Source organism: Streptomyces thermocarboxydovorans, assembly GCF_039524635.1.
Classification (GTDB): Bacteria; Actinomycetota; Actinomycetes; order Streptomycetales; family Streptomycetaceae; genus Streptomyces; species Streptomyces thermocarboxydovorans.
The window spans coordinates 50,558-76,773 of the sequence record NZ_BAAAGU010000014.1; the positions used below are offsets into that span (position 1 = coordinate 50,558).

The 26,216-nt window shown below is 73.5% G+C and carries 19 protein-coding genes; 8 read left to right on the plus strand and 11 right to left on the minus strand.

What is annotated here, in order from left to right; all coding sequences use genetic code 11:
- From ABD198_RS08860 to pgfA, 4 genes are all read right to left on the minus strand, one after another.
- Positions 1-4,302 (minus strand): DUF3367 domain-containing protein (locus tag ABD198_RS08860; protein ID WP_343999182.1); only part of this gene is annotated, 4,302 nt, incomplete at its 3' end.
- Positions 4,299-5,069, minus strand: coding sequence for a class I SAM-dependent methyltransferase (locus ABD198_RS08865; protein WP_425580441.1), 771 nt, complete (start codon positions 5,067-5,069; stop codon positions 4,299-4,301). The genes ABD198_RS08865 and ABD198_RS08860, both read right to left, overlap by 4 nt.
- Positions 5,070-5,110: 41 nt before the next feature.
- Positions 5,111-6,262 carry a glycosyltransferase family 4 protein gene (locus ABD198_RS08870; protein WP_343999184.1) on the minus strand — a complete coding sequence of 384 codons (1,152 nt, stop codon included), beginning with the start codon at positions 6,260-6,262 and terminating at the stop codon, positions 5,111-5,113.
- A 205-nt stretch (positions 6,263-6,467) separates the two neighbouring features.
- Positions 6,468-7,463 carry a cell envelope lipid trafficking protein PgfA gene (gene pgfA / locus ABD198_RS08875; RefSeq protein WP_343999186.1) on the minus strand — a complete coding sequence of 332 codons (996 nt, stop codon included), beginning with the start codon at positions 7,461-7,463 and terminating at the stop codon, positions 6,468-6,470.
- 203 nt (positions 7,464-7,666) lie between these two features.
- On the opposite strand from pgfA, the gene ABD198_RS08880 reads away from it, so the two are divergent.
- The 4 genes from ABD198_RS08880 to ABD198_RS08895 all read left to right on the plus strand — a co-directional run bounded on the left by ABD198_RS08880 (position 7,667) and on the right by ABD198_RS08895 (position 10,877).
- Complete coding sequence (locus ABD198_RS08880) at positions 7,667-7,819, plus strand: hypothetical protein (protein ID WP_343999188.1); 153 nt, start codon at positions 7,667-7,669, stop codon at positions 7,817-7,819.
- A gap of 3 nt (positions 7,820-7,822) precedes the next feature.
- Positions 7,823-9,055 carry a PucR-like N-terminal domain-containing protein gene (locus ABD198_RS08885; RefSeq protein WP_343999190.1) on the plus strand — a complete coding sequence of 411 codons (1,233 nt, stop codon included), beginning with the start codon at positions 7,823-7,825 and terminating at the stop codon, positions 9,053-9,055.
- Between the two features lie 182 nt (positions 9,056-9,237).
- On the plus strand, positions 9,238-10,011 hold the full coding sequence (locus ABD198_RS08890; protein WP_343999192.1) for an IclR family transcriptional regulator: 774 nt from the start codon (positions 9,238-9,240) through the stop codon (positions 10,009-10,011).
- Entirely contained in the window at positions 10,008-10,877 is an 870-nt protein-coding gene (locus tag ABD198_RS08895; protein WP_343999193.1) for an SMP-30/gluconolactonase/LRE family protein, read from the plus strand. The genes ABD198_RS08890 and ABD198_RS08895 overlap by 4 nt, the downstream gene beginning before the upstream one ends.
- Positions 10,878-11,063: 186 nt before the next feature.
- Here ABD198_RS08895 and ABD198_RS08900 read toward each other — a convergent pair whose 3' ends face one another.
- The 5 genes from ABD198_RS08900 to ABD198_RS08920 all read right to left on the minus strand — a co-directional run bounded on the left by ABD198_RS08900 (position 11,064) and on the right by ABD198_RS08920 (position 16,822).
- Positions 11,064-12,467: an NAD(P)/FAD-dependent oxidoreductase gene (locus ABD198_RS08900; protein ID WP_343999195.1), complete on the minus strand. Its 1,404-nt coding sequence runs from the start codon at positions 12,465-12,467 to the stop codon at positions 11,064-11,066.
- Entirely contained in the window at positions 12,457-13,665 is a 1,209-nt protein-coding gene (locus ABD198_RS08905; protein WP_343999197.1) for an MAB_1171c family putative transporter, read from the minus strand. The genes ABD198_RS08900 and ABD198_RS08905 overlap by 11 nt, the downstream gene beginning before the upstream one ends.
- Positions 13,666-13,714: 49 nt before the next feature.
- The gene (locus ABD198_RS08910; RefSeq protein ID WP_343999199.1) at positions 13,715-14,971 is read right to left on the minus strand and encodes an MAB_1171c family putative transporter; all 1,257 of its coding nucleotides are present in this window, start codon (positions 14,969-14,971) and stop codon (positions 13,715-13,717) included.
- A complete protein-coding gene (locus ABD198_RS08915; RefSeq protein WP_343999201.1) occupies positions 14,968-15,477 on the minus strand; it encodes a toxin in 510 nt (169 codons plus the stop codon). Before ABD198_RS08915 ends, ABD198_RS08910 begins: the two co-directional genes overlap by 4 nt.
- Positions 15,478-15,586: 109 nt before the next feature.
- Positions 15,587-16,822 carry an MAB_1171c family putative transporter gene (locus ABD198_RS08920; RefSeq protein ID WP_343999204.1) on the minus strand — a complete coding sequence of 412 codons (1,236 nt, stop codon included), beginning with the start codon at positions 16,820-16,822 and terminating at the stop codon, positions 15,587-15,589.
- Positions 16,823-17,050: 228 nt separating this feature from the next.
- Between ABD198_RS08920 and arfA the strand changes: the two genes are divergently transcribed.
- Entirely contained in the window at positions 17,051-18,559 is a 1,509-nt protein-coding gene (gene arfA / locus ABD198_RS08925; protein ID WP_343999206.1) for an arabinosylfuranosidase ArfA, read from the plus strand.
- Positions 18,560-18,600: 41 nt separating this feature from the next.
- On the opposite strand, the gene ABD198_RS08930 is transcribed toward arfA, so the two are convergent.
- The gene (locus ABD198_RS08930; RefSeq protein WP_343999208.1) at positions 18,601-21,528 is read right to left on the minus strand and encodes a glycoside hydrolase family 35 protein; all 2,928 of its coding nucleotides are present in this window, start codon (positions 21,526-21,528) and stop codon (positions 18,601-18,603) included.
- A gap of 269 nt (positions 21,529-21,797) precedes the next feature.
- Between ABD198_RS08930 and ABD198_RS08935 the strand changes: the two genes are divergently transcribed.
- The 3 genes from ABD198_RS08935 to ABD198_RS08945 all read left to right on the plus strand — a co-directional run bounded on the left by ABD198_RS08935 (position 21,798) and on the right by ABD198_RS08945 (position 24,312).
- Positions 21,798-22,454: a DUF4360 domain-containing protein gene (locus ABD198_RS08935; RefSeq protein WP_343999210.1), complete on the plus strand. Its 657-nt coding sequence runs from the start codon at positions 21,798-21,800 to the stop codon at positions 22,452-22,454.
- Positions 22,455-22,578: 124 nt separating this feature from the next.
- Positions 22,579-23,058 (plus strand): hypothetical protein, encoded by a 480-nt coding sequence (locus ABD198_RS08940; RefSeq protein ID WP_343999212.1) that lies wholly within the window; start codon positions 22,579-22,581, stop codon positions 23,056-23,058.
- A 204-nt stretch (positions 23,059-23,262) separates the two neighbouring features.
- The gene (locus ABD198_RS08945; RefSeq protein ID WP_343999214.1) at positions 23,263-24,312 is read left to right on the plus strand and encodes a hypothetical protein; all 1,050 of its coding nucleotides are present in this window, start codon (positions 23,263-23,265) and stop codon (positions 24,310-24,312) included.
- 136 nt (positions 24,313-24,448) lie between these two features.
- On the opposite strand, the gene ABD198_RS08950 is transcribed toward ABD198_RS08945, so the two are convergent.
- A complete protein-coding gene (locus ABD198_RS08950; RefSeq protein WP_343999216.1) occupies positions 24,449-26,212 on the minus strand; it encodes a pyridoxal phosphate-dependent aminotransferase in 1,764 nt (587 codons plus the stop codon).
- Between the last annotated feature and the right edge of the window lie 4 nt (positions 26,213-26,216).

Below are 26,216 nucleotides of genomic sequence, written 5' to 3' on the forward strand. Positions count from 1 at the left end.
GGTACGCGGCGGCGGTGAGGTGTCCGGCGGCGGTGAGGTGCGCGGGGGCGCGCCGGCCGGCGGGAAGCCCGGCGGGTGCGGTCCCGCGGCCGGGGCGGGAGCCGGCGCCACCGGCGGCAGCACCGCCGTCGCACCGGGGTCCCCGTCGTCCGCCTCCGCTCGCCCGTCCCGCACGCGCGGCTCGCCGATGCTCACCAACGCCGCGAACAGGCCGATCAGCGCCAGCACTTGGGCCAGATGCCCGAAGGCGCCCTCGCCCGCGCGCACCGGCTCGCCCGCGCCCGTCGCCGTCACCACTCCGGCCGCGGCGAGGGACACGAACGCGACCGGCGCGAGAACGCCCGGACGCCGCACGGCCAGCAGGGCCAGCGCCGGGACCAGCAGCGCCCACCAGCCCGCGACGACCACGCCGACCAGCGTCAGCGCCACCGCGCCCAGCCACAGGCCCGGCGCCGGGGCGGCCGGCTGCGGCTCGTCGGGGTTCCCGGCCCTGCGACGCCACAGCGCCAGCCCGATCAGCACCGCGATCCCGGCCCCGCTGCCGATCAGCGCCGCGTCGTACGTCGTGGCCGGCTCGTAGCTCAGCTTCACCGTGCCGCCCGTGCCGGCCGGGATCCGCCAGCCCTGCTGCCAGCCGTCCAGGCGCAGCGGGGTGAGCTTCTCGCCGTTCAGGGTGGCGGTCCAGCCCTCGTTGTAGTTCTCGAACGTGGTCAGGTACGAGGCCGCGCCGGAGCCGACGCTCACCTCGCGGCGGTCGCCCAGCCAGTCCCGGATCCGCAGCTCACGCCCGGACGCCGCGGCCTCCTGGAGAGAACCGCGGGTCAGGGTCACCTCGGTGAGCGCCAGCGGGCCGGCGTCGCCGCCCTCGACCCGGTGACCGCCCGCCGTCAGCTCCAGCTGCCGGTCGGCGCGGCCCTCCTGGCACAGCGTCATCTCCACCGGGCGCCGCTCCCTGAGGTCCCGGACGGTGCCCTTGACGCCCGTCTGGTACAGCTCGCCGTCGACCACCAGGTCCGGGCCCTTGCCGCACGGCAGCGAGAATGTCCGGGTCTCGGACGGCTGCGGGGTGCGGTACTGCTCGAGCGCCGGGATGTACGCCTCGGTCAGCCCCACCGGCAGCTGCAGGTCCTCGTCGACGACGGGGTTGTGCAGGGTGAGCGGCGCGGTCCGGGTGATGGTGATGTCCAGCCGGTCGGTGGTGATCGGCGGGAAGCGGACGATGCCGTTCTTGTCGGCCTCGGCGATGGCCGCGCCGTCCGGGGAGGAGATGTGCACCTCGGCGGCGCGGGCGGACAGGCCGCCCGCCGGGGCCAGCACGATCTCGCCGACCGACTGCTTGCCCTGCCAGGTGAGATGGATGGTGGGCCGGCCGCCCGCGATCCACGCCGTGGTCAGGTCGCCGTCGGTGAGGTTGCGCGCGGACAGGCCCGCACCCAGCCGTGCCACGGAGTCGGCGGTGGCGACGATCCGGTCGCGCTGCCGGGGCGCCACCTCGTACAGCAGCCGGTCCAGGGCCTCGCCGGGCACCGCCACCGCCTTCGCCCGGATCTCGAACGTGCCGCCCGCGGCCGTGGTGAACCGCCGGTGCAGCCCGTTCTCGGTGCCGGTGGCGGACAGTCCGGTGGGGTCGGCCGCCCGGTGCAGCGAGAAGACCTGGGTGGGGGAGGTGGAGTTCTCCGCGTCGGTGGGCAGCCGCAGCAGCCGGGTCACCTGCACCCGCGGCAGCTCCACCTCGGCGAAGCCCGCTCCGCCCAGCTTGGAGGTCCGGGCCTCGGAGTCGACGATGGTGAGCTTCATCCACCGCGTCTGCCCCTCGGGCGCCTTGACGCGCTGCTTGCTGCCGTCGGCCCGCAGGAAGCTGGTCTCGGAGCCGTTCTCGGTCTCCACCCGCACCTTGACCGGCGCGGCCCGCACGCCCTCCTGCGGCAGCGGGATGACGGAGAACGAGCCGGGCATGTCGTAGCGGCCGTTGAACTCGATCCGCAGCCACTGCCCGTCCGGCGAGGTCGCGGACCCTTCCGTCCACGCGGTCCCCGGGGCGCCGTCGAAGGCGTTGACCGGGTCGAACTGCGGCAGATGGAACAGCCAGTTGCCGTAGGAGGAGGCCGTCACCGAGCGGGCGCCGCGCAGTTCGGCCACCGTCTGGTGCACCTGGCCCTTCACCGGCAGGATCTGGTGCGGTCCCTCGCCGGCGTTCTGCGCGGCGTCCGGCGCGTTGCGCTCGTCGGCGGTATACGTGTACGAGGTGTTGGCGTTGACCAGCCCGAACCGGGTGTCCGCGCGCCGCATCCCGTCGCCGGTCACCTGCACCGGCGGGGTGCCAAGGCCGGGGTGGTGGTCGCCGGTCAGCACGGCGGGCCGCCCGCGCAGCCGGTCCGCCAGCGGCAGCAGCGCCTCGGGCCCGCCGGAGACCACGGCGGTCTCGGCGACCGGTGCCAGCCGGGCCTGGCCGGGCCGCGGAACGTTCTCACCCACCGGACGGTAGATCTCCACCGCCCGCTGCCGCGGATACAGCCCCTCCACCTGGAACGGCGTGCCGTCGGCGATCCGCCCGCCGGTCATCACCGGCCCGAGCCCGGTCACCCGCTGGTACCCGGACTGCTCCAGGGTCCGCTTGACCGTGGTCGTCGGCACATGCCCGATCTGGTCCGGGTCCAGGTCGTTGCGGACCACCACGTAGTACACGCCGGCCCGGCTCAGGTAGTCGGCCAGGCCCGGCACGGCGGCGCCGGTCATCAGCGCCTGCTCGACCGCGTCCATCGCCCGCCGGTTGCCCGGCGTGCCGAACGGCACGTAGTCGCGCTGCGCCCACCGTGACTGCGCCACCACGTCCAGCGGCTGGTCGATCGTGGAGCCCCAGGTGTGGATGCCGTGCGCGGTGGCCGGCACCACCAGGGCACGCGAGTCGGGGGAGTACTTCTCCAGCCAGTCGGCGGTGGCCTTCCAGTACTTGGGGATCTCCCGGAACGAACCGGGGCTGAGGACCGAGCCGTTGAGGTACGGCCAGGCCAGCCCCGGCAGGATCAGCACCGCGGCCACCAGCGGCGCCAGCCGCCGGCCCCGCCGCGCACGGTTCGTGAGCCGCCCGGCGCCGCCCGGCTCCCGCTGGGCCGGGCCCACCAGATGGGCCAGTCCGAGGACGAGCGCCAGCGCCAGACCGGTCTGGAACTTGTAGATGTTGCGGAACGGCGCCAGCCAGCCGTCCAGCCAGTCCTGCACCACCGAGTGGAACGGCGCCCCGAACGCGCCCCCGTACCCGGCGAGCAGGATCAGCGCCGCCACCAGCACCGTCAGCACCAGCCAGCGCCGCTCGGGCAGGTCCCGGCGGGCCAGTCCGGCGAGACCCAGCCCGGCCGCGAGGGCCGAGCAGACGATCACGATCACCGAGGCCGCCACCGCCCAGCCGGCCGGCAGCCACGCCTCACCGAAGTGCAGATACGCCACCCAGTTGCCGGCGCCGCGCAGCGCCTCGGTCGCCGCCATGGTGTCGGTGGTGGTCCGCGCGCTCTCGATGTACGGCAGGAAGTTCTCGCCGTAGATGCCGAGCAGCAGCAGCGGTATCCACCACCAGGCGGTGGCCACGATCACGGCCGGCACCCACCAGGCGATCAGCTTGCGCTGCCGCGGCCCCGGCGGCCGGGACAGCAGATACAGCCCCACCGGCAGCAGCGAGGCCAGCGTCGAGGCGGCGTTGACCCCGCCCATGCACGCCACCAGCAGCGCCGACCGCACGGCGGCCACCCGGGCCGAGTAGCGCTCGTCGGTCAGCGGCAGCAGCACCCACGGCAGCAGCGCGCCGGGCAGCGCGGCGGCCGAGGTGGAGCCGACCACGGTGGTGAACACCGGCCACAGGGCGTAGGCGACGGCGGCGAGCAGCCGCGAGCCCCGGCTGCCTGCGTTCAGCCGTTCGGCCAGCCGCAGCGCGCCCCAGAACGCCACCGACACGATCAGCGACATCCACAGCCGTTCGGCGACCCACACCGGCAGCTGGACCAGGTCGCACAGCCAGTAGAACGGCAGCATCGGCCACAGGTAGCCGATGTACTGGTCGGAGATCCCGCCGAAGGAGCCCCGGTCCTGCCACAGCTGCCCCAGGTCGGCCAGGAACTGGCCCGGGTCGGTGGTGACTCCGAGCTTGGTGTCGAAGGTCTGCCGCCCCGGCTCCGCCGCGACGAACAGCACGAACACCACGGCCCAGAACCCCACGAGCCAGCGCCGCGACCGCGGGCCCTCGGGAGGGCCGGAGGCGGTCGCGGTGAGGGGGACGGCTGCCGGAGGAGGAGCCTGGACCGTGGTCGTCATACGGGACACCGCCGGAGGATGAGGAGGAGGTTCCAGGTGGCGAACTCACGCAGGACCGGCGCCTTGACGACGGTCTCGGTGAGGAAGGGCCAGTAGCGGGAGCGCGCCGAGACGATCCGCACGTCGTCGCGGGCGCGCACCTGCCGCAGCGTGGTGCCGATGTGCACGGGGAAGAGGTTCACGCCGAGGGTGTGCTTGGCGTCCTTGCCGGTGCGCCGCTCGTAGCGGGCGCGGGCCCGCTCGGCGCCGAGGTAGTGCCAGGGGGCCCACTCGTGGCCGCCCCACGGGGAGAGCCAGTTGGTGAACGACACATAGATCAGCCCGCCGGGCCGGGTCACCCGGACCAGTTCGCTCAGGAAGGTCTGCGGGTCGCAGACGTGCTCCAGCACGTTGGAGGAGAAGGTGACGTCCGCGACGGCGTCGGCCAGCGGCAGCAGATACCCGTCGGCGACGACGGCGCCGTCCGGCGGCTTCTCGCCGAGTTCGCGCAGGTCGGGCTCGAAGAGGCAGGCGAGGGCGCCGCGTCTGCGGAACTCCTCGGTGAAGCAGCCGCTGCCGCCGCCGACGTCCACCACCACCCGCCCGGCCACCGGGCCGCCGTACGCCTCGACCTGGTCGGCGGCGTCCCGGGCGAGCAGCGAGTAGCAGCTCTGAGGATCGTCCTGCTCGCGCAGGAAGGCCTTGAAGAGCGCCAGGGACCGCGCGAACGAGGGGTCCTTGAAGGAGGTTCCGGTGCGCGGGGCGCGGTCCGGCCGGCCGCGGCGCACCGGCAGCCGCGGAAGAGCCGCCCGGACCCGGCCGAGGGGCGTCACGGCCGCCGGCTCCGCACCGCTTCGGCGGCCACCGCCCTGAACTGCCGCACCGTCCGGTCCCAGCGGTAGCGGGCCGCCCGGTCCCGCGCGGCCTTGCCCATCGCCTCCCGCCGCTCGGCGGACAGCGCCAGCGTGCACCAGGCCGCGGCGAACGAGGACTCGCCCCGCGCCAGCACCCCGGTCTCCCCGTCCACCACGGAGTCGCGCAGCCCCGGCACGTCGAAGGCGATCGCCGGTGTCTCCCGGGCCGCCGCCTCGGTGACGACCAGCCCCCAGCCCTCGACCGCGGAGGGGTGCAGCAGCAGCCACGCCGCGCACAGCAGCCGGTGCTTCTCCGCCTCCGAGACATGCCCGGCGAAGTCGACGTCAGGACCGGCCATCCGCTCCAGCCGCTCCCGCTCCGGCCCGTCCCCGACGATCACCAGCCGGCCGCCGGTGACCGGCCGCACCCGCTCCCACAGCCGCAGCAGCAGATCGATCCGCTTGTACTCGACCAGCCGCCCCACCGCCACGAACAGCGGCTCGGGTGACCGGCCGGTGAACGGACCCGGCTCCTCGACCCCGTTGTGCACGATCCGGATCCGCTCGCGTGCCACCCCGATGCCGCGCAGCGCCTGGGCCGTCGACGGGGAGACGGCGACCATCAGCCCGCCCGGCCGCGCGGCGCCCAGCGCCCAGTGCTCGAGTCTTCGCCCGAGCCGGGCCGCCGGCGCCAGCGGCCCGCCGAAGCGCATGCCCCACAGATCGGTGTGCACATGGTTGACCAGGCAGAGCGTGGGCCCGTGATGCCACAGCGAGGCCAGGTACGGCACCCCGTTGCAGACCTCCACCAGCAGATCGCAGTCGCCGACCTGCCGGGCGAAGGCGGAGCGGGCGCGCAGGTAGTGGCCGTAGGTGCCGCCCGCCGACACCACCCGGTAGTCGCGGAAGGCGGCCGGCCCCCCGCACAGCAGGGTGACCTGGTGCCCGAGCCTGGTCAGCCCGTCGGCGAGCCGGTCGACCAGCAGTTCGGAGCCGCCGGCGGAGGGATTCCCCAGGTCCCGGTGGGCGAGAAAGACGATCCTGCGCGGATGCGGGGGAGCCGCCGGGGGCTGCTGCGGCGCGCTGGGGGACGCGGGGCGCAGCATGGACGGAACGTGCTGGGGCATCGGTGCTCCAACTCGTGTCAGGGTGCGGAACTCAGCGTGGGGACACAGCCTGGGGTCGGTGTGGGTGGGGGGTGGGTTTCAGACCGGTGAGGGTGAGGTGGGGGCACTGTGTGCTCGGGTGGGGATTGGACAGTTTTCGCCCACACGTTCCCCACGGCTACTCACCGGGGTGACAAAATCCCGCTTTGTTCTGCCTGACGTTGTGTCATTTCGTGAGGGTCGGCTGGGGCACATCCGGCGTTCCGGATGTATCGGGTGTTCCGTCTCCCTTCCGTCCACGTGCCACCAGAACCCCGCCGGCCACCGCCAGCACGAATCCCGCCACCGCCGCCCCGATCGGCACCGTCACGCCGACCAGCCGCAGCTGCCCGCTGTCCCGCTTCGCCTGGCGCACGGCCTCCTTCTGCGTCTCGGTGGTGAACGCGATCCTCCCGGCGTCCAGCAGCACCGCCGCGTCCTTCTCCCCGCCCGGGGCGCGCAGGGTGCGCCTGGGGCCGGTCTGCGCGTAGATCACCCGGCCCGTGGCCTGGTCGACGACCAGCTCCACGCCGTGGTTGGCGTACCACTCCTCGGCCAGCACCTGCGGCCGGTCCGGCTGCCCGACGATGCTGCCGGGCACCAGCCGGGTCCCGGTCTTCGTCGGCGGCACGCTCCCGGTGAACTTGTAGCCGGTGTAGCCCTGGACCTTCTCCGTCCCCCGGTAGCGCAGCACCACCGTGTTGCCGAGCGTGTTGTCCCACCACCGGTAGGAGCGTTTCTGCACGTCGAAGGGGAACTTCAGGTACGCCTCGCCCTGGATGTAGGGCTTCTCCTCGCAGCAGTGCACCGGCTCGGTGCTCCTGCGGTCCAGCACCCAGCGGTGCACGTTCAGGTCCAGCGCGTCGTGCGGGTCGGCGGCCGGCAGGGACTTGTCCGTGTCGACCGAGGTGACCACGTCCCACACGGCGTTCCCGCTGCGCTCGGAGTCCGCGACGTCACCGCGCACCCGCTGGGTGACGGTGATCCTCTGGTCCGGGACCGTCTCGATCTTCTCGGTGTCGAAGACACTGCCGCGGCCGGTGTAGACCGCGGTGGTGTCGATGTCGATGGGGTTCACCGCGGCACGCGGTTTCACGTACCACGCCAGCAGGGGCGCCAGCACCAGCAGAAACGTGCCGAGACCCAGTATGAGCAGGGAGAATGGAGAAGCTGTACGGCGCATCCGGGCACTCCAGAGGCTTGGGACGGCGCGACGGGTCAGGTCGGTGCCGTGGAGGGGAAAGTGCGCATGCGGTATGGGGCGGGAACCGTAAGCGCCCCTTGACGGGGTGTCAATGTCATGCCGACACTGTTGGGCACGACTGGCAGAGGTGAGGGCACAGTGCCGGGGGTGGGGAACCTCCCGACAGAGAGGCTGACCCTGCGATGTCCAGACTGTTAGCCGCGGCGCTCGCCGTGGCGCTCGGCGCGGCCCTGGCCGTGGCCGCCGCGCTCGGCGCGGTGGCGCTGCTCGAGGCCACGCCCGACCAGCCCGACACACCCCTGATCACCTACGAGCAGGCGGGGCAGGGGAGCTGAGCCGTGCCCCCCTCCCGCACCCTGACCAGCCGGTCCGCCTGGAACGAGGTACCGCGCTACCAGGTGCGCCGGTTCGCCGAGATCGCCATGGCCGAGGCGCCCGGCCTCGCCGAGGAGATCATGAGCGAGATCCAGCGCGAGTACCCGCACCTGCCCGTGGTCCTCGACGACTCCGGCGAACCCATGGCCCTGGTCGGCATCCGCCGCGCCATCGAGGTGTTCGTCGAGCACCTGGAGAACAGCGAGGGCCGGCCCACCGTGCCGCCCGGGGTGTTCCAGGAGTTCGGGCGCGGCGAGGGACTCCACGGCCGCTCCCTGGACTCGCTGCAGGCGATCTACCGGATGGGGGTGCGCCTGGCCTGGCGCCGCTTCGCCGAGATCGGCCAGCGCGTCGACATCCCGCCGCCCGCCATGTACGAGCTGGTCGACGCCGGCTACGAGTACCTCGACGGGCTGGTCGACCAGTCGGTGCGCGGCTACGCGGAGGCCGCCGCCCGGCAGGCCGGGGAACGGCTGCGGCTGCAGCGCAAGCTGATCGAGCTGCTGCTCGCCGAGCACCACCGGGGCGATCCGGCCGACGCGCTCGCCGAGCGGGCCGCCCGGATCGGCTGGCCGCTGCCCGAGAAGGTCGCCGCCGGAGTGCTGCTGCGCCCGGCGCGCGAGGCCATGGCCCCCGCCGTCGGCCAGGGCGTACTGCTCGACATGGAGTACGAGCAGCCCCGCATGGTCGTGCCCGAACCGGACGCCGCCGGCCGCCCCGAGCTGCTGCACCGGGCGCTCACCGGCTGGTCCGGCGCGATCGGCCCGCCGGTGCCGCTCGCCGACGCGGCCAAGTCGCTGCGCTGGGCGGAGGCCGCGGTACGGCTGATGGAGCGGGGCCTGCTGCCGTCCGGGGAGGTGCTGCACTGCACCGAGCACACCGAGGCGCTGGTCCTGCTCCAGCCCGAGGAACTCATCGACGACCTGGCCCGCAGATGCCTCGCCCCGCTGGCCCACTGCGGCCCCACCCACGGCCGGCGCCTGGCGGAGACCCTGCTGGCCTGGCTGGAGACCCGCGGCGGCGCCCCCGAGGTCGCGGCCCGCCTGGGCGTCCACCCGCAGACCGTCCGCTACCGCCTGCGTCAGATCCGCGAGCTGTGGGGCGACGAGATCGACGACCCGGACCGCCGCTTCGAACTGGAACTGGTGCTGCGCGCCCAGCGCCTGCGCGGCGCCCTCGGCGACGACCGCCGCTGAGCCGCCCGGCCCGCCGGGTCACCGCCACCACCGATACCGACTCCGACACTCGTTGCCCGGTACCAACTCCGACACCCGTTGCCCGGCCGACGCGGCCTGGTTAGCCTGTGTTCGCCATTCCGACCGCCTGTTGATATTTCGAACGCATCGAAACGCAGGCCGAACACAGGAGGGGGCCGGTCGTGGGACGCCTCGTACCAGCCGTGACCCGGGCGCTCGACATACTCGAGCTCTTCCTCGACGGGGACGGCACGCTCTCCGCCCCCGAGATCGTGCGCAAGCTGCAGCTGCCGCGCACCACCGTGCACGAACTGGTGACCACGCTCGCCGCCCGCAAGTACCTCGTCCCGGTCAGCGACCAGCCCGGCCGCTACCGGCTCGGCGTGCGCCCCTACCAGCTCGGCGCCCGCTACGCCGAGCAGCTGGACCTCGCCGCCGAGGGCCGGCAGGTCGCCCAGGCCGTCGCCGAGACCTGCGACGAGACGGTTCATGTGGCCATCCTCGAGGACACCGACGTCATCTACATCGCCAAGGTGGACTCCACCCACGCCGTGCGCATGGTCTCCGCGGCCGGCCGCAGGCTGCCCGCCCACTGCACCGCCGTCGGCAAGATGCTGCTGGCCAGCCTCCCCGAGGAGGAGCTGACCGCGCGCATCCCCGACGGCGCGGAACTGGCCGCGATGACCCCGAACAGCATCACCGACCCGGCCGCGCTGCGCGAGGCCCTCGCCGGGATCCGCACCCGGGGCATCGCCGTGGAGACCCGAGAGTCCAACCCGGACGTCTCCTGCGTCGCCGCCCCGGTGCGCGACCGCACCGGCGAGGTGGTCGCCGCGCTGTCCATCTCCGTACCGATGAGCCGCTGGAGCGAGGAGCGCCGCGCCGAGCTGGCGCAGCTCGCCGCCAAGGGCGCCGCCGATCTGTCCGAACGTCTGGGCCACCGGAGCGCCGCATGACCCGCGCATTCGAAACCCCCGCATACGAGGTCGCCGTCCGCGCGGAGGCCACCCTGGGCGAGGGCCCCACCTGGGACCCGGCGACGGGCCGCCTGCTGTGGGTCGACATCCTCGCCTGCCGCATCCACACCTACGACCCCGCCACCGGCCGGCGCACCCTGCGCCGCACCGAGCAGCACATCGGCGCCGCCAAGCCCCGCACCGGCGGCGGACTGGTCCTCAACCTGCGCGACGGCATCGGCCTGCTCGACCCCGACGACACCTTCCGCTGGCTGCACCGCGAGGTGGTGCCCGGCCGCCGCGGCAACGACGCCGCCGTCGCCCCCGACGGCTCCCTGTGGGCCGGCACCATGCGCTACGACGAGGCGCCGGGCGGCGGCACCCTGTCCCGGATCACCCCGGACGGCGAGGTCACCACGGTGCTCGACGACGTCGCCGTCAGCAACGGCACCGGCTGGAGCCCCGACGGGCGGCTGATGTACTACATCGACAGCCCGACCCGCCGCATCGACGTCCTCGACCACGACCCGGCGACCGGGAGGGTGTCCGGCCGCCGCCCCTTCGCCGAGATCGAGGAGGGCGCCGGCTTCCCCGACGGCCTCACCGTGGACGCCGACGGCTGCGTCTGGGTCGCCCTGTGGGACGGCGGTGCGGTCCGCCGCTACACCCCCGACGGCACACTCGACCGCACCCTCACCTTCCCCGTGCCCCGGGTCACCGCCTGCGCCTTCGGCGGGGCGGGCCTCACCGACCTGTACGTCACCACGGCCCGTGTGGGCCTGACCGCCCCGCACCCGCTGGCCGGGTCGCTGCTGGTGATCCCGGGCATCGGCAAGGGGGTGGCGCAGCCGGCGTTCGCCGGATGAGCGACCCCAGGGTGCCTCGCTCGTCCTCAGCCGAGCCGTGACGGCGCGGTGCGTACGGTGATCCCCTCCGGTGCCGCCCCGGGCGCCCGAAGGCGCGCAGCAGCGCCGCGCCGCCCAGGGCCGCTTCGTACGCGTACGCCTGCATCCGCGGGGAGCGGAACCCTCTGCCTGACGGTTCCTCAGCTCTCAGACGCCCGGCAGCCCCGTGCGGTCCAGGCTGCGCAGCAGCTCGCGCTCGCCCGGCGTCAGCGGCGGCTCGGCCGACGGGGGCAGCGGGGAGCCCATGAGGGCGGCCAGCACCGCGCTCGGGTGGAACATGCGGGTGGGCGGCGTGCGCATGCTGGTGACATCCCAGAGCGCCGAGGCCGCGGCGTAGGAGCCGGTGGCCGCCCTCATCATGCGGCGCGTGTACGCCGTGACCAGCCGGTCGGCCGCGGTCGGCCGCCCGCCGCGCACCCCCGGATACAGCACGTCCTGCCCGACCGCCATGGACCAGGCCGTCTCCACCGGCTTGGCCGCCCCGCGCAGCACCCGCCGGGCCAGACCGGGCGCGGCCGGGCCGCCGCGCGCCAGTTCCCGCCCGAGCACCTGCGCGCCGAACGCGGCCACCGACATGCCCTGCCCGTACACCGGGTTGAAGGTGCCGAGCGCGTCCCCGAGGACCACGAACCGCTCCGGCCACCGCGCCGACTTCTCCAGATAGCGGCGCACATTGCTGGTCGACCGGCTCAGATGCACGTCCGTCAGCGGCTCCGCACCGGAGATCAGCCGGCCCACCACCGGGTCGGGCAGGTCGAGCGTGTAGCGCAGGAAGCCCTCCGGGTCCGCGGGCGGCTCACCGCCCCGGGTGCCGCCGCAGCTGACCATCCACCGGCCGTCCTCGATCGGCATGACCATCCCGCTGCGGCCGGGACGCCGCGCGAACGGGTCGGCGTGCACGATGGTCAGCGGGAACCTCTCCGCGCCGTCCGGGGTGCGGAAGATGCGGGTGGCGTTGACCAGCCCGGAGTCCACGGTCCGCTCCCGAATGCCGGTGATCCCGAGCGCGTCCAGCCAGGAGACGACCCGGGTGCCGCGCCCGCTCGCGTCGACCACCAGGTCCGCCTCGAGGTCCCCCTCCTCCCCGGGCGCCCCGGTCCGCACGCCGGTCACCCGCTGCGCGGTGCCGGTCAGCCCCACGGCCGCCGCCCGGCGTATCTCCACCCGGGTCTGCTCCAGCACCGCCGTGCGCACCACCCAGTCCACCAGCGCCCTGCTGCAGGTGAGCATCACCGGCCCCTCGCGCTTGAAGCGGCGCAGCCAGCCCTCCGAAGTGAGCGCGAGCATGCCCGAGTTGAGGGGTATCTCGTGCGCCCCGGCCGCGAGCAGCCGTTTGCGCACCCCCGGCACCAGCTCCTCCATGGCGGCGATGCCGCCCGCCATCAGCAGATGAGCGTGCCGCCCCTGCGGCAGGCCCCGGCGGTGTCCCGGGCGGTCGGGCAGCTCGTCGCGGTCCAGCACGATCACCTCGTCCACACCGGCATCGGACAGGACGGCCGCGGCCAGCATCCCGGCCAGTCCGGCACCGATCACGACAGCTCTACGCGACATGGGGCTCCTCGGGTTCTGCCATGGTTCCGGCCATGGGCGGCGGCACCGCGCCTTCGGGCGCGGCGGGTGCGGGGGGCAGGCGGTCCAGCGCCCGGGCCAGTTCCACCAGCCCGCTCGGGCCCGGGACCTCGGTGGCGTGCAGCCGGTAGCTGCGGCCGGTCTCCGGCGGTTCGTCACGGGCGGCGGCCCGGCGCGCGGCGTCGGCCAGCATGGCCGCCTCCGCCTGAAGACGGGCCTCGTGGGGGGAGCGGCCCGTGCCCAGGGCGGCGTCCCGCACCCGCTCACGGACCCCGTGGTCGAAGTACGGCGCCAGGGTGAGCAGGGCGTCGTGGATCGACACCTCACGCCACTGGAGCCGGGCCTGGGGCAGCTGCCACCATGCGGCGGGCGGCCGGGGGGCGGTCGACGCCGCCCGCACCAGCGTCCACAGCGGGGCCAGCCGCCGGTAGTCGCGCCGCGCCTGCCACTGCGCCCGGACCGGCGGCACCAGCCGCGGCAGCACGAACCCCGCCGAGCACACCAGCGCGCCCAGCGACGCCATCGGCGGGGCGACATCGGTGGACAGGAAGTCCAGGTCGCGATCCGACCAGCGCGCCGCGACCGCCGTGTACTTGGTCAGCTGGAACCCGGTCAGGTCCAGCAGCACGCCCAGCAGGATCAGCCGCAGCCCGGTGCGCAGCAGACCGGTGACCTCGCGGGCCCACTTCAGGCACACCACGCACACCGCCAGCATCGCGGCGCTGTGCCCGGCCAGGTAGAGCAGGATCATCTCCCGCATGAACGGGGTGTTGGCGTAGTAGGTGTCGAGGTCCCGCAGCCGCTCGGTGTCCGCGTCGGAGAGCGCGAACAGCACCACGATGGCCAGCACCAGCAGCCCGTAGGCGGCGATGCTGCGCAGCACCAGGCGCCGCACCAGGGGGCGGGGGCCGCCGCGCCAGTTGATCAGCAGCACCAGCATGCTGCAGCTGTACGCGGAGAGCATGCCGTAGGTCAGCGGCGCACCGAAGTTGGGCGTGCCGGTGAGGGAGTTGACCGCGGACAGGGTGGGGGGCGCGGCGCACACGAAGACCAGGGAGCCGAGCACGATCGCCACGCAGGTGGACAGGTTGAGCGGATTGCGCACCACCGTGCTGGGGCGGTACAGCAGCACGGCGGACATGCCGAACACGACCGCGGCGAGGTAGACGACGAGACTCATGCCGGCCGGCTCCTCTTCGCCGGGCGGCGGCCGGTCCTGACCGTGCGCATCATCCGGTGCCCGTCGTCGTGACGCTCGGCACGGTCCCCGAGGGCGAGGGCGAGGGCGAGGGCGAGGACGAGGGCGAGGACGACGGCACGGCGGCGGGCGCGCCGGCGTCACCGGGCGCGGACCCGGCGGGCGGGGCGGGGTCCGTCAACGCGTCGGCCACCCGGGCCAGGAGGGCCGGACCCGGCACCCGGTCGAGCGCACGGCTGCCGGGGCGGGGGGCTCTCCGGTCGGCGCCGGCCTCCTCCCGCACCGCCGCCGTGATCACCGCGGCCCAGGCCGCCGCCTCGGCCCGCTCCGGCTCGCCCGTGGCGCCGAGCACCTCCCGGCGGGTCCGCTCGTACAGGCCGCGGTCGAAGTACACGTCCAGGTGGCTCAGCGCGTTGTGGATGCTGGTCTGCCGCCACACCAGACGGGTGGTGGGGGAGGCGAACCGGGGCCGGGGCAGCCGCAGCCGCCGCCGGACCAGCACCTCCTCCAGGGCCTTCTCCAGCGGCGCCAGACGCGCATACGCCCGCCGCGCCTGCCGGGCCTCCGCCAGCGCGGGGGCGAGCAGCGGGACCAGCACCCCGACCACCGTCAGCAGCGCCCCGAGGCCCGCGGCCGCCGGGGACACGGTGGTGCCGAGCGCCGACCAGTCCCGCCCGGTCCAGCGGGCGGTCACCGCGGTGAGCTTGCAGACGCTGTACCCGGCCCCGCACAGCGAGCCCGACCCGAGCAGGGTCAGTCCGAGCCGCAGCCCGCCCCGCACCCGGCCCGCCCAGCGCAGCGAGCACACCGAGGTGACGGTCGCCGCGACCAGATGGGCGACCAGGTACAGCACGATCATCTGGGCGAGGAACGGCGTGGTCGCGTAGTAGGTGTCCAGGTCCGTTCGGCGCTCCTCCGGCGCGTCACCGAGGGCGAACAGCACCGCGATGCCGAGGACCACACCGGCGTAGGCGGTGATCCAGCGGCGGGCGGTGCGGTGCACCCGGGGACCGCCGCGCCAGTACACCACCAGCACCTGGGAGGCCGCGGCGTACGCGGTGATCGCCGCGTAGGTCAGCGGCGCGGCGAGGTTCGGCGTGCCGCTGAGCCGGTTGATCACGCCGACCGTGGGCGGCGCGCCGAGGAAGAAGCACAGCCCCGCCAGGCCCAGCAGCGCGCAGATGGCCCGCAGATACGGGTCACGGCGGTGCCGCAGCAGGTCCGGGGCCTTCACCAGCAGGCCGAGCCACAGGACCGAGCAGCTGAGGTAGTTGATCAACCCGCTCATCTCCTGGCCCCGCGGTAGTTGAGCGCCGCGCCGATGCGTCCGGCGAGGTCCTGCGGGTCGTCGTCGCCGCCGTCGCCGGTCCGTGCGGCGGGATCAGGTACGGCGGAGGCGTCCAGCCAGGTGCGCAGCCGGCGGCCCATCAGCATGCCGAAGCGGTCGGCCTCCTGTTCCTCGGCCAGGCTGAAGTCGCTGCGGGCGGCGACCGGTTGACGCGCCTCGCCGGAACGCGGCGCGGCGGACCGGCGGTTCATGTGCCACACCTCGTGGCACAGGATCACGATCTGGTGCCAGACGGCCGCCCGCTCGTCCACCACGACGTCGTCGTGGTGCTCCCGCTCCAGCCACAGCCCGCTCGCGGTGTGCGGCGGGAACTTGGCCCGGTGGACGACGACTTCACGTCCCCGCCAGGCGCTGACGGACTTCACCAGCTCCTCGAACAGCACCTCGGGATCGGCCGGGACCCGCACCCGGATGGGGTCGATGAGGGCGTCAGCGAGACGACGCATCTCCTTCCTGGTACGCACCGCTGTCTCCCTGTTCCCCTGGGCGCCGCTCGGTCACCCGTGCAATATGCCAACTCCGGTCCCGATCCTGCCACCGCCCCCGCGCCCGGACTCACTCGGTGACCACCGCGGGCTCCTTCAGGGCACCGGCCGCGGCCCGCACCGCCCGGATGTCGTCCGGGCGGCGCAACTCCCTTGACACGGCGCCGATCTCCAGCAGCAGCTCGGTGGTGTCCCGGCCGCCCTCCGCGTCGCCGTCACCCGCCTCCGGGCGCCGGTCCACGGCGTCCAGGATCGCCACCGCCGCCGCGAGCGCCTTGGCCCGCTCCGGGGCGAACCCCAGGCCGAGCGCGGCCTCGTGGCACCGCCGGTGCAGGGACTCGTCGATGTGCCGGGCCAGCGGCAGCAGCACGTCCCGGATGAAGGTCTCGCGCCGGGTCAGCCGCAGCTCGGGGCTGGAGTGCCAAGTGAACGGCACCCCGCTTCCGTTGACCTGCCTCATCAGCAGGTACAGGGGCCGCAGCTGGTGGTGGACCAGCCGGATCCACCAGCGTTCGTGCAGGTACTGGCCGGCGTGCGGCAGGATGAAGCCGATCGCGATCGACACCGCGGACGCACAGGCCAGCGCGGGCGCCACGTCCAGACTGAGCCAGTCCAGGTCGTGGCCGGTCCAGCGGGCCACGACGGCGGTGAGTTTGGCCGCGTCGAAGCCCAGGTTGAGCGCGTAGCCGGCGCCCAGGAACTTCAGCCCGCCGCGCAGCCAGGCGTCCAGGCCGTCGGTGCGGATCCAGTTCCAGATGAGCTTCGAGGTGATGAGCGCCGCGGTGGTGTGGGCGAGGAGGTACAGCAGGATCTCCTCGCGCATGAACGGGGTGTTGGCGTAGTAGGTGTCGAGGTCCCGGGTGCGTTCCACCGGGACGTCCGCGAGGGCGAACAGCACCCAGAGCGCGACGATGACACCGCCGTAGGACCACAGCACCCAGCGGGTGGTGCGGCGGGTCGAGGCGGAGTGGTCGGACAGCCCGTTGCGCCAGGCGATGATCAGCACCAGGCAGCAGGCGCAGAACGCGGTCAGCAGCGAGTACACCCAGGGCGCCGCGATGTTCGGCACGCCGGTGACCCGGTTGACCCAGACGATGGTCGAGGGCGCGACGAAGACGAACACCGCGCAGGCGAGCAGCAGCAGACCGCCGACCGCGCGCAGCAGCGGGTCGTTCCACAGCCGGATGATGGTGGGCAGTTTGATGGCCAGGGCGGCCGCCAGGACGCCGGCCGGGATCCACCAGAACGACGTGTAGAACTCGCTGAGGTACGACGCCGGGCCCAAGGCCGCGTCCGCGAACTCCATCGCGCCCTCGCTCTCATGTCCCGCTGTCCACAGGGACGTTCGAGCCTACGCGCATGGATGTGTCCGCGTCAGGCACGTCCCAGGTTCTTGTCCGAACCATTGACGTGCCCTTCCGTCCTCCGTACGGTCCTCGTTCGAAGTGACGTGCACCGTACGGAATATCGAACGATGTGTGTCCGGGGTGCCGCCCGGCTCGTGGTGTCCGACCGACCGTCCCGAAAGGCGCAGATGCGTACCGCCCGCCTCACCCTCCACCCCGCCTTCACCGTCGGGCGGGTCAGCCCCCGGCTCTTCGGCTCCTTCGTGGAACACCTCGGCCGCTGCGTCTACACCGGCATCTTCGAGCCCGGCCACCCCACCGCCGACGCGGCCGGGCTCCGCCGGGACGTCCTCGCCCTGGTGCGCGAGCTCGGCGTCACCGCCGTCCGCTATCCCGGCGGCAACTTCGTCTCCGGCTACCGGTGGGAGGACTCGGTCGGTCCCGTCGAGAACCGCCCGCGGCGGCTGGACCTCGCCTGGCGCTCCACCGAGACCAACCGCTTCGGACTGGCCGAATACATCCGCTTCGTCCGCGAGCTGGGCCCCGGGGCCGAGCCCATGATGGCGCTCAACCTCGGCACCCGGGGCGTGGCCGAGACCCTGCAACTGCAGGAGTACGCGAACCACCCCGGCGGCACCGCGCTGTCGGACCTCCGGGCGGCCCATGGCGACAAGGACCCCTACCGCATCCGGCTGTGGTGCCTGGGCAACGAGATGGACGGGCCCTGGCAGACCGGGCACAAGACCGCCGCCGAGTACGGGCGTCTCGCCGCGGAGACCGCCCGTGCGATGCGGCAGTTCGACCCCGGCGTGGAACTGGTCGCCTGCGGATCCTCGGGCCGGTCGATGCCCACGTTCGCGGAGTGGGAGGCGACGGTCCTGGCGGAGACGTACGACCTGGTCGACTACATCTCCCTGCACGCCTACTACGAGCCGCTGGACGGGGACATCGGCTCCTTCCTCGCCTCGGCAACCGACATGGAGTCCTTCATCGAGGGCGTCGTGGCCACCTGCGACCACATCGGCGCGCGGCTGAAGTCCAGGAAGCGGATCAACCTCTCCTTCGACGAGTGGAACGTCTGGTACATGTCCCGTTGGCAGCAGCAGACGGCCACCCCGGAGGACTGGCCCGAGGCTCCGCCGTTGCTGGAGGACACCTACAGCGTCACGGACGCCGTCGTCGTCGGCTCGCTGCTGATCGCCCTGCTGCGGCACGCCGACCGCGTCACCATCGCCTGCCTCGCCCAGCTGGTCAACGTCATCGCCCCGATCAGGACCGAGCCCGGCGGGCCGGCCTGGCGGCAGACCACCTTCTTCCCGTTCGCGCAGGCCTCCCGCCACGGCCGCGGCGAGGTCCTCGACGTCCGCGTGGACTCACCCGCCTACGACACCGCCCGCTACGGCGAGACGGACCTGCTGTACGCCACCGCGGTGCGCGCGGACGACGGCACGGTCACCGTCTTCGCCGTCAACCGCAGCCGCACCGAGCCGCTGCCCATCGAGGCCACTCTGGGCGGCCTCGGGCTCACCACCGTCGTCGAGCACAGCGCCCTCGCCGACACCGACCCCGGTGCGTGCAACACCCGCGACGATCCCGAGCGGGTCGCCCCGCACCAGGTCCACGGCACCACCGTCTCCGGCGGCCGGCTCACCGCCGAACTGGAGCCGCTGTCCTGGAACGTGATCCGGCTCGCCTGAACCGCGAAGGTGTTCCCGCTCGCCCGCTCGCCCGCACGCGCTCACCGGCCGCGAGAGCCGGGAGAGCCGGGGGAGCCGGGAGAGTCGGGGGAGCCGGGAGAGTCGGGGGAGCCGGGAGAGTCGGGGGAGCCGGAGGAAGCGGGGGAGCCGGAGGAAGCGGGGGAGTCGGGGGAGCCGGGGGAGTCCACCGCCTTGACCGGAACGCCTCCCGTCGCCGTCCCCAGCAGCGTCAGCCGTACCTCGCCCGGGCCCGCCGGTGTGGTCCCGTCCGCCAGGACCGCCAGCGCCAGGGTGTTGGAGCCACGGGTGCGCAGGATCCCGTTGGGCAGGACGAAGGTGTGCTGGGGTCCCACGTCGTTGATGTACTGGCCGAGGTTCCAGCCGTTGAGGAAGACCTGCACCCGGTAGGCGCGCTTCGGGTCGTCGTTCAGCACCAGGCCCACCGAGGCGTCCAGATCCTTCGGCACCGACAGCCGGAACTCCGTCCGGTACCAGGTCACCCCCTGCCGCCGGTCCTCCTGCTCCCGCGGCAGCTTCACCGGCTTCCAGTCCCCGTCGTCGTGCCCGGGCAGATGCCAGCCCCGCCGCTCCCCGTACAGCCCGCCGTTGTTCAGCGGCCCGCGCACCCGGTCGGGCTTCGCGGCGCCCTGGATGCGCCAGCTCACCGACGGTGAGGCACCCTCGAACTCCACCGACATCAGCCCGCGCGCCGCCCCGGAGGCGCCCTCGGCCGCCTCCTCGCCGGCCCGCTGCATCGGGCGCACCAGCACCGACAGCACATGGGTGCCCGGCGTGCGCAGCCGCCCCGGCACCTCGAAGCGTGCCGTGGCCGTCCAGTGACCGCGGTCCGCCGACTTCCCGTCCGGCTCCGGCATGCGGTGGGTGCCCAGCGGCTCCCCGTCCAGCCAGGCCATCAGCAGCCCCTGCGTCCCGCCGGCGTAGGACAGGGCCACCGACTCCACGGCGCCCGCGTCCTCGAAGCGGCCCCGGTACCAGACGTCCCCGTAGTGGAAGCCGTAGTCGTCGGCGAAGAGCACCGGGCCGCCCTCGGGCACGGGGGTGCTGCCCCGGCTGGAGGTGCGGTCGGCGGTGGGCCAGTCGGAGTCGTCGAAGTCCGGCCGGGCCTCCGGGTTCTCGGCGCGCCGCCGCCAGCGGTCCAGGGCGGGCAGGGAGACCTTCGGCGCGGCCGGCATCAGGCCCTCCAGCACCAGGCTGCCGGTGCGGCCGGGCCGGGTGCGCAGCGGCTGCCCGTTCCAGGTGACGGCGGTGACGCCGCGCGGCGCCCACACCTCCAGACCGGTCTCGCCCACCACGTCGCCGGTCAGGTGCAGGGTGGAGCCGCGCACGGTGGCCTCGCGCAGCAGGGCGGGGCCGTAGACCAGCAGGGAGCCGGACGGGGTCTCGCGGGGCCACAGCCGCAGCGCGGTCGCGTCGTCGGCGAACAGCAGCAGCATGGGCGTGTCGGAGTCGCCGCCCTCCACCAGGACCCGGGAGGGGCCGCCCACGCCGAGCGGCACCACCACATTGAGCCGCCCCCGGTGGAAGGACCAGGCGGGCTCCGGGTCCATGCGGGTGGTGGTGGGCATGGTCTCGCAGTCCAGGGCGAGTTGTGCCGTCTCGCCCTTGCGGCCGGCGAACACCGCGATGTCCTGCCGGCCGACGGACAGGCTCATCATGGGCTGCGCGGTGGTGTACGCGACCTTGCGGTGCCCGATCTTCAGGCCGGAGGCGAGCAGCTTGGTGTCGCCGGCCGCCACGGTGACCGGCACCTCGATGCCGGTGTCCGGCAGCTCGGCGGTGACCTGCTCACCGGAGTCGTTGCGCACCACGCAGAACTCGGCCCCGGTGTCGGGGTTGCTCAGCCGGCGCACCGTCAGCCGCTCGTCCCTCACCGGTACTTGCCGTGCCGGTCCCAGCCGGGCCAGGTCGGGGACGGTGCGCAGCAGATGCCCCAGCTGGTGCCCGGCGGCGGCCTTGGGCGTGATGCGGCGGGCCTCGTCGAGCGGGGCGCCGTAGTCGTAGGAGGTGCAGACGCCGGGGCCGGGCAGCCAGCCCCAGGAGGTGCCGCCGAAGCCCATACGGACGTTGTGCACGCCGACCCCGTCGGCGAGGTGGGTGAGCGCGGTGCGGCGCACTTCCCGCGCGTCCCGCTCCGCGGACACCTGGGCGTACCCCCTGCCGCCGGAGGTGACCCCGCCCCAGGCGTCCGGCCGCCCGGTCTCCACCGCCTGCGGCACCCACAGCCGCTCCAGCCCGCCACCGCGCCGCAGCAGCGGTACGTCGATCCGGTCGCCGAGCACCTTGCGCGCCAGATGCTCCCGGACGGCCTCGTCGGCGGCGTCCTCCACCTCGTACAGCAGCACCGTGCCGCCGCCCGCCGTGTACAGATGGCGTACGGCGATGGCGTCCACGGCGCTCAGCCACTCGTCTGCGTGCCGCAGATACGCCGGGTCCGCGGACCGCGCCCGGCCAGCCTCCACCGACAGCCAACCCGGAAGGCCGCCCCCGTCCAGATCGGCGGTCCCGAGGTACGGGCCGGGACGCAGCACCACGTACAGCCGCTCCTCGGCCGCCGTACGCAGGAACAGGTCCAGGTCGCGCACGCCGGTGAAGTCGTGGACGCCGGGCGCGGGGGAGTGGTGGTTCCAGGCCACGGGCACCGTGACCGCGTTGTGCCCCAGCGCGCGCAGCTTCTGCAGCACGTCCCGCCACAGGGACGGGCTGGGCAGGCGGAAGTAGTGCACCTCCGCCGACCACAGCACCAGGCGGCGTCCGTCGACCAGCAGCGAATACCGGTCGTGGCCGACCCGGTGCCGCCTGCCGTCCGCGCCCGGCGCGGCGGGCGGCGGGCCCGTGGGCACGACACGCGCCGTGCGGGGACCGGTCGCCGCCCCGCCGCTGCCGGCCAGCGCGAGACCGAGCGCGGCCGTACCGGCCAGAGCGGTGAAAGTTCGCCTGCTGAGCTCCAAGGGAGCGCCTCCTGCTGCGGTGCCACACGTGGTGCTGGTGGGCCATTGTCCCTGAACGGGCCACCCGCCGTTCACAACGGGGCATCCGAAACGCCTGTTTCGCCCTGGTGTGCCGAGTGGGAAGTGAATGGCCGGAGTTGACCCTGTCCGGCCCACCCTGCCCTTCATACGATGCCACCGCTCCCGGCCTTCACAGCGTCTTCATGCCTCCTTCACGAAGGCCGGGAGCGCATGTGTGACTTCACCCCCCACCGAATGGATGGAGACCCATGGCAACGGGCCTGCTCCTGACCGCCGCGGCGGCGTCCGCGCTCCTCACCGCCGCGCTGCCCGCGCACAACCCGTCCCCCGGTTTCGTCGACCCGCCGCCGGACAAGATCGTCATCAAGGTCGCCACGGTGAACGGCTCCGGCTGCCCCCAGGGCGCCGCCGCGGTCGCCGTCTCCGAGGACAACACGGCGTTCACGGTCACCTACAGCGACTACCTCGCCCAGGCCGGCGGGGACTCGCCCCCGACCGCCTTCCGCAAGAACTGCCAGCTCAGCCTGATCGTCCACGTCCCGCAGGGCTTCACCTACGCCGTGGCCAGCGCCGACTACCGAGGCTTCGCCTCCCTCCAGAAGGGAGCCACCGGCACCCAGAGAGCCTCGTACTACTTCCAGGGCTCGCCGAACACCGAGTACCGCAGCCACCCGTTCTCCGGCCCCTACGAGAACAACTGGCAGGCCACCGACGAGACCGACTGGGCCCAGCTGGTGTGGGCCCCCTGCGGCGTCCAGCGCAACTTCAACATCAACACGGAGCTGAGAGTCAACCCGGGCACGGCCCGCGACAAGGTCAGCTTCATGACCATGGACTCCACCGACGGAGACATCAGCACCATCTACCACCTGGCCTGGAAACAGTGCCCCGGCAAGAAGAAGTAGCCCCGGCAGAGAGCAACGACCCACCCCCTGACGGGCGGCCCGCCGCCACCGGCACCCGGCGGGCCGCCCCTGCCCCTCTTTCGGGCGATGGCGCGACGGCTGCTTTCAAAGTAGTTTCAAAGTCATGGGCACCGAGAACGCGGCCGTGAACTTCTCCGAGCTGGTCAACAAGAACAAGAAGACACTCGCCCGGCTCAAGGAGACACCGAGACTGCTTCTGCACCGCAGGGACGGCGAGGATCTGGTCCTCACCACCGCGGCACGGGCCGAACAGGACCAGACCGTGGTGTCGGCGGCGACCCGGATGCTCGCCGCGATCGCACGCCGCGAACCGGGCAGCATGGAGCTGCTTCTCGACCTCCTGCCGGACGCCTTCCCCTGGGTCCGCTTCCTGCCCGAGTCCGATCTGCACGCCTTCGCCGTCGAACTCGTCGACACCATGCGCGCTGCCGACTCGGTCGGCAACAGCGCCGCCGTCGCCCAACTGCTCATCGCCTGGCAGCACACCGCCGAGGTCCACTCCGACCCGGAGCTGCTGGCCGCCCTGACCAGGGACCACGACGAGGACTACGGCCCGGCCCCGGACCCGAGGGGTGCCGCATGACGCCGGCCCGCGGCGACCGCGCCGCACCTCCGGCCCCGCGCGGCCACTGGGAAGTCCGCCTCGCTCCGCCCCTTCATTCTCCTCATTGCCGGAACCCGGCAACCGGCAGGAGCCCGGGGCTGCCGTGGGCGGGGCTGATGCGGGCGGCCGTCGGCCCCGTAGCGTCGGTCTCACCGAACGGCGGTGCGACGGTGGGAGGTACGGGTGCGGAAGACGGTACGGGTGTGGCAGGCGGCGCTTCCCGTCGGCATCGGCCTTGTCGTGCTGCTGGTCTGTGCCTGGCTCTTCAGCACCGTGCCGGACCATCAGGCCGAGGAGCGCGCGTACCGGGCCGCCAGGCCGGTCTCCGTGCCGGCCAGGGTGGAGGCGAAGGTCGACGAGGTCTGGGGCAAGAGCACCCGGCACTGGCTGCATGTCACCGAGCGCGGCAGCGAGCGGCGGCTGCGGATGAGCGACGTCGGCGACGACATCTACGGGCGTGTGCGTCCCGGCGACCGGGTGACCGTCGAGTACTGGCGCGGCGAGATCCGCGCGGTGACCTTCGACGGCGTCACCCAGCAGACCCACGAGTCCCCGATCGGCGACTGGCGGATGCCGCTCGGCATCGGCCTTGGGCTGGTGCCCGTGGGTGTGCTGCTGGTGTGGACCGGCTGGTACTACCGGTACCGCTACCCGACCGCCCCGAAGGGCCGGCACACGCTGATGCCCGGCGCGGTGTGGGCGGCGGGCTTGATGGAGGGCACCATCGCCTTCCTCGCGTCCGGAGCCGACACGGTCCGCGACGCGCTCCTGGTGGCCGCCTGCGGCATCCCGCCGTCCGCCGTGATCGGTGCGCTGACCTTCTGGCTGGTGTGGCGGCGGATCCGCAAGGCGGACGACACGTCGGACATCGTCCCCGTCATCCCGGCCTCCCGGATCACGGTGAGCGCGACGGTCCACGGCGACGTGCCCTACAGCCGCTACGGCTGCAACCTGCTGGTGCTGGGCGACGGCCCGCCCGCGACCACCCCGGACCCGGCCGGCCGTGTCGCCCGCGCCGAGCTGCCGGACACGCTCACGGTGGAGCGGGTACGAGGCTGGCGCCTCGGCGAGGACCCCGACGCCTGGCCCGGCACCTACAAGTACAACGGCGTGGTCATCGAGTGCCGCGACGGCGAGAAGCAGGTCCTCATCGCCTCCCGGAGGCGTGATGCGCCTGTGATCCTCGGTGCGTTGCTCAACCGCTCGGCCGCCGGCGAAACGGTGCAGACTTGACCTCCGAGTGTGGAGGGCTGCGACGACGCCATCGACGGCTGCGAGAACTGACAAAGGGTGCGCTGTCAGGCGCGGTGACGGCGACCGGAGCTGAGGGCGACCGCCCGTGGGCCTCGCCTCTCCCCGTTCGCTCGTGTCAGCCCGCCTGCTGGCCCATGCCCGCCTCCGGCCACTGCTGGGCGCCTGGCCAGCCGCCGGCCGGGGCCGGGGTGAGGCCGTTGGTGCCGCGGACCTGGGCGGCGGTCAGGCCGCCGCGGGCGGGGACGCCGGGCGGGGTGAGGCCGGTGGGGGGCGCGGTCTGCGCGGGGGTGGGCAGGGGCGCCGGAGCGGGGAACTGGGCCGCGGCCGGGACGGGTTCGGGGACGGGCTGGGGTGCCGGTTGCGGCGCGGGCTGGGGCACCGGCTGTGGAACCGGCTGCGGGGCGGCGGCCGGCTGGGGGTACGGCTGGGGCATGCCCTGAGACCCCTGCATGCCCTGAGCGACCTGAGAACTCTGCGGGCCCTGCGCGGCGGAAGAGGCCGCGCGTCCGGAGCCCATGGAAGCTGCCGCCGGCATCGGCATCCCGTCGTTCGCGCCCGCCGGGGCGGCGGACGCGGCGGCGGGGAGCGGCATGCCGGTGCCGGCGGCCGGGGCGGCGGCGAGTCCCGGGGCGCCGGCACCGGCGGTCTGGGAGGTGAGCGCCCGCATGCCTCCCCCGTTGGTCTCGCTCACCAGGCGGTCCACCGCCGCCGTGCCCGAGCTGTAGCCGGTCCCTGTGGACTGCTCGGGCACGGCGGCTCCCCTCCTGGACGTCCCGTAGAGCACCTGTTCCAGGCCGGACACCAGGCGACGCACGTCCACCTGGGGGCGCACCACGAGCCGCAGGAAGCGGCTGGAGGATCCGATCTTGTTGCCGCACTCGCGGACCAGGATGCGGTGCTCGGTGAGCAGCCGGTCCCGGACCACGGTGCCCTCGGCGCCGACCGGGAGGCGCACGAAGAGGAAGTTGCCCTGCGAGGGGTAGACCGTCAGGCCCGGCAGGGCGGAGAGCTGGCCGGACATGTCCATCCGGTCCCGGCGCACCTGGTGGAGGCTCTGCTGGTACTCCGTCTGGTGCTCCTTCAGCATGAACACCACGTGCTCGGCGAAGGAGTTGAGGTTCCACTTGGGCAGCATGGAGCGCACCCGGCCCGCCAGCGCGGGGTTGGCGACCAGGTAGCCGAAGCGGATGCCGTGCAGGCCGAAGTTCTTGCCGAGGCTGCGCAGCACGATGACGTTGGGCCGCAGCATCGCCTCCTGGACCACGCTGGGTTCCGCCTCCGCGTCGGCGAACTCCAGGAAGCTCTCGTCGATCACCACCAGGTCCAGGTCGGCCATGGCGTCCATGAACTGCACGATGGCGTGCTTGTGCAGGAAGCCGCCGTCGGGGTTGTTGGGGTTGCAGATGACGGCGACCCGGGTGCCCCGCGCCCGGATGAACTCGGCGTACTGGGCGAGGTCCAGGGCGAAGCCGCTGGACTCCTGCAGCGGGAACATGTCGACCCGCTTGCCGGTCTCCATCGGCTGGTCGGTCCAGCGGCCGAAGGTGGGCACCGGCACGGCGAGCGACTCGCGGACCAGCAGATGGTCGATCCAGGTGATCAGCTCCGTGGAGCCGTTGCCCATGGCCACGCACTGCGGCGGCAGCTGCAGCAGACCGCACAGCTCGGCCGTGATGGTGTCGGCGCTGCTCGGGTAGAACGTGATGATCTCCCGCAGCCGTGCCGCCATGTCCTCGAACATGGCCGGGGTGGGGAAGTACGGATTGCAGGGGATGCAGAAGTCCACCGGCCCGGCCCCGTCGCTCTCCCGCGTCAGCGCCGCCATCGACGGGCTGTGTGCCGCGGTGGTGCGGAACAGCGAGGTGACGTTGTCGGCCAAGGGA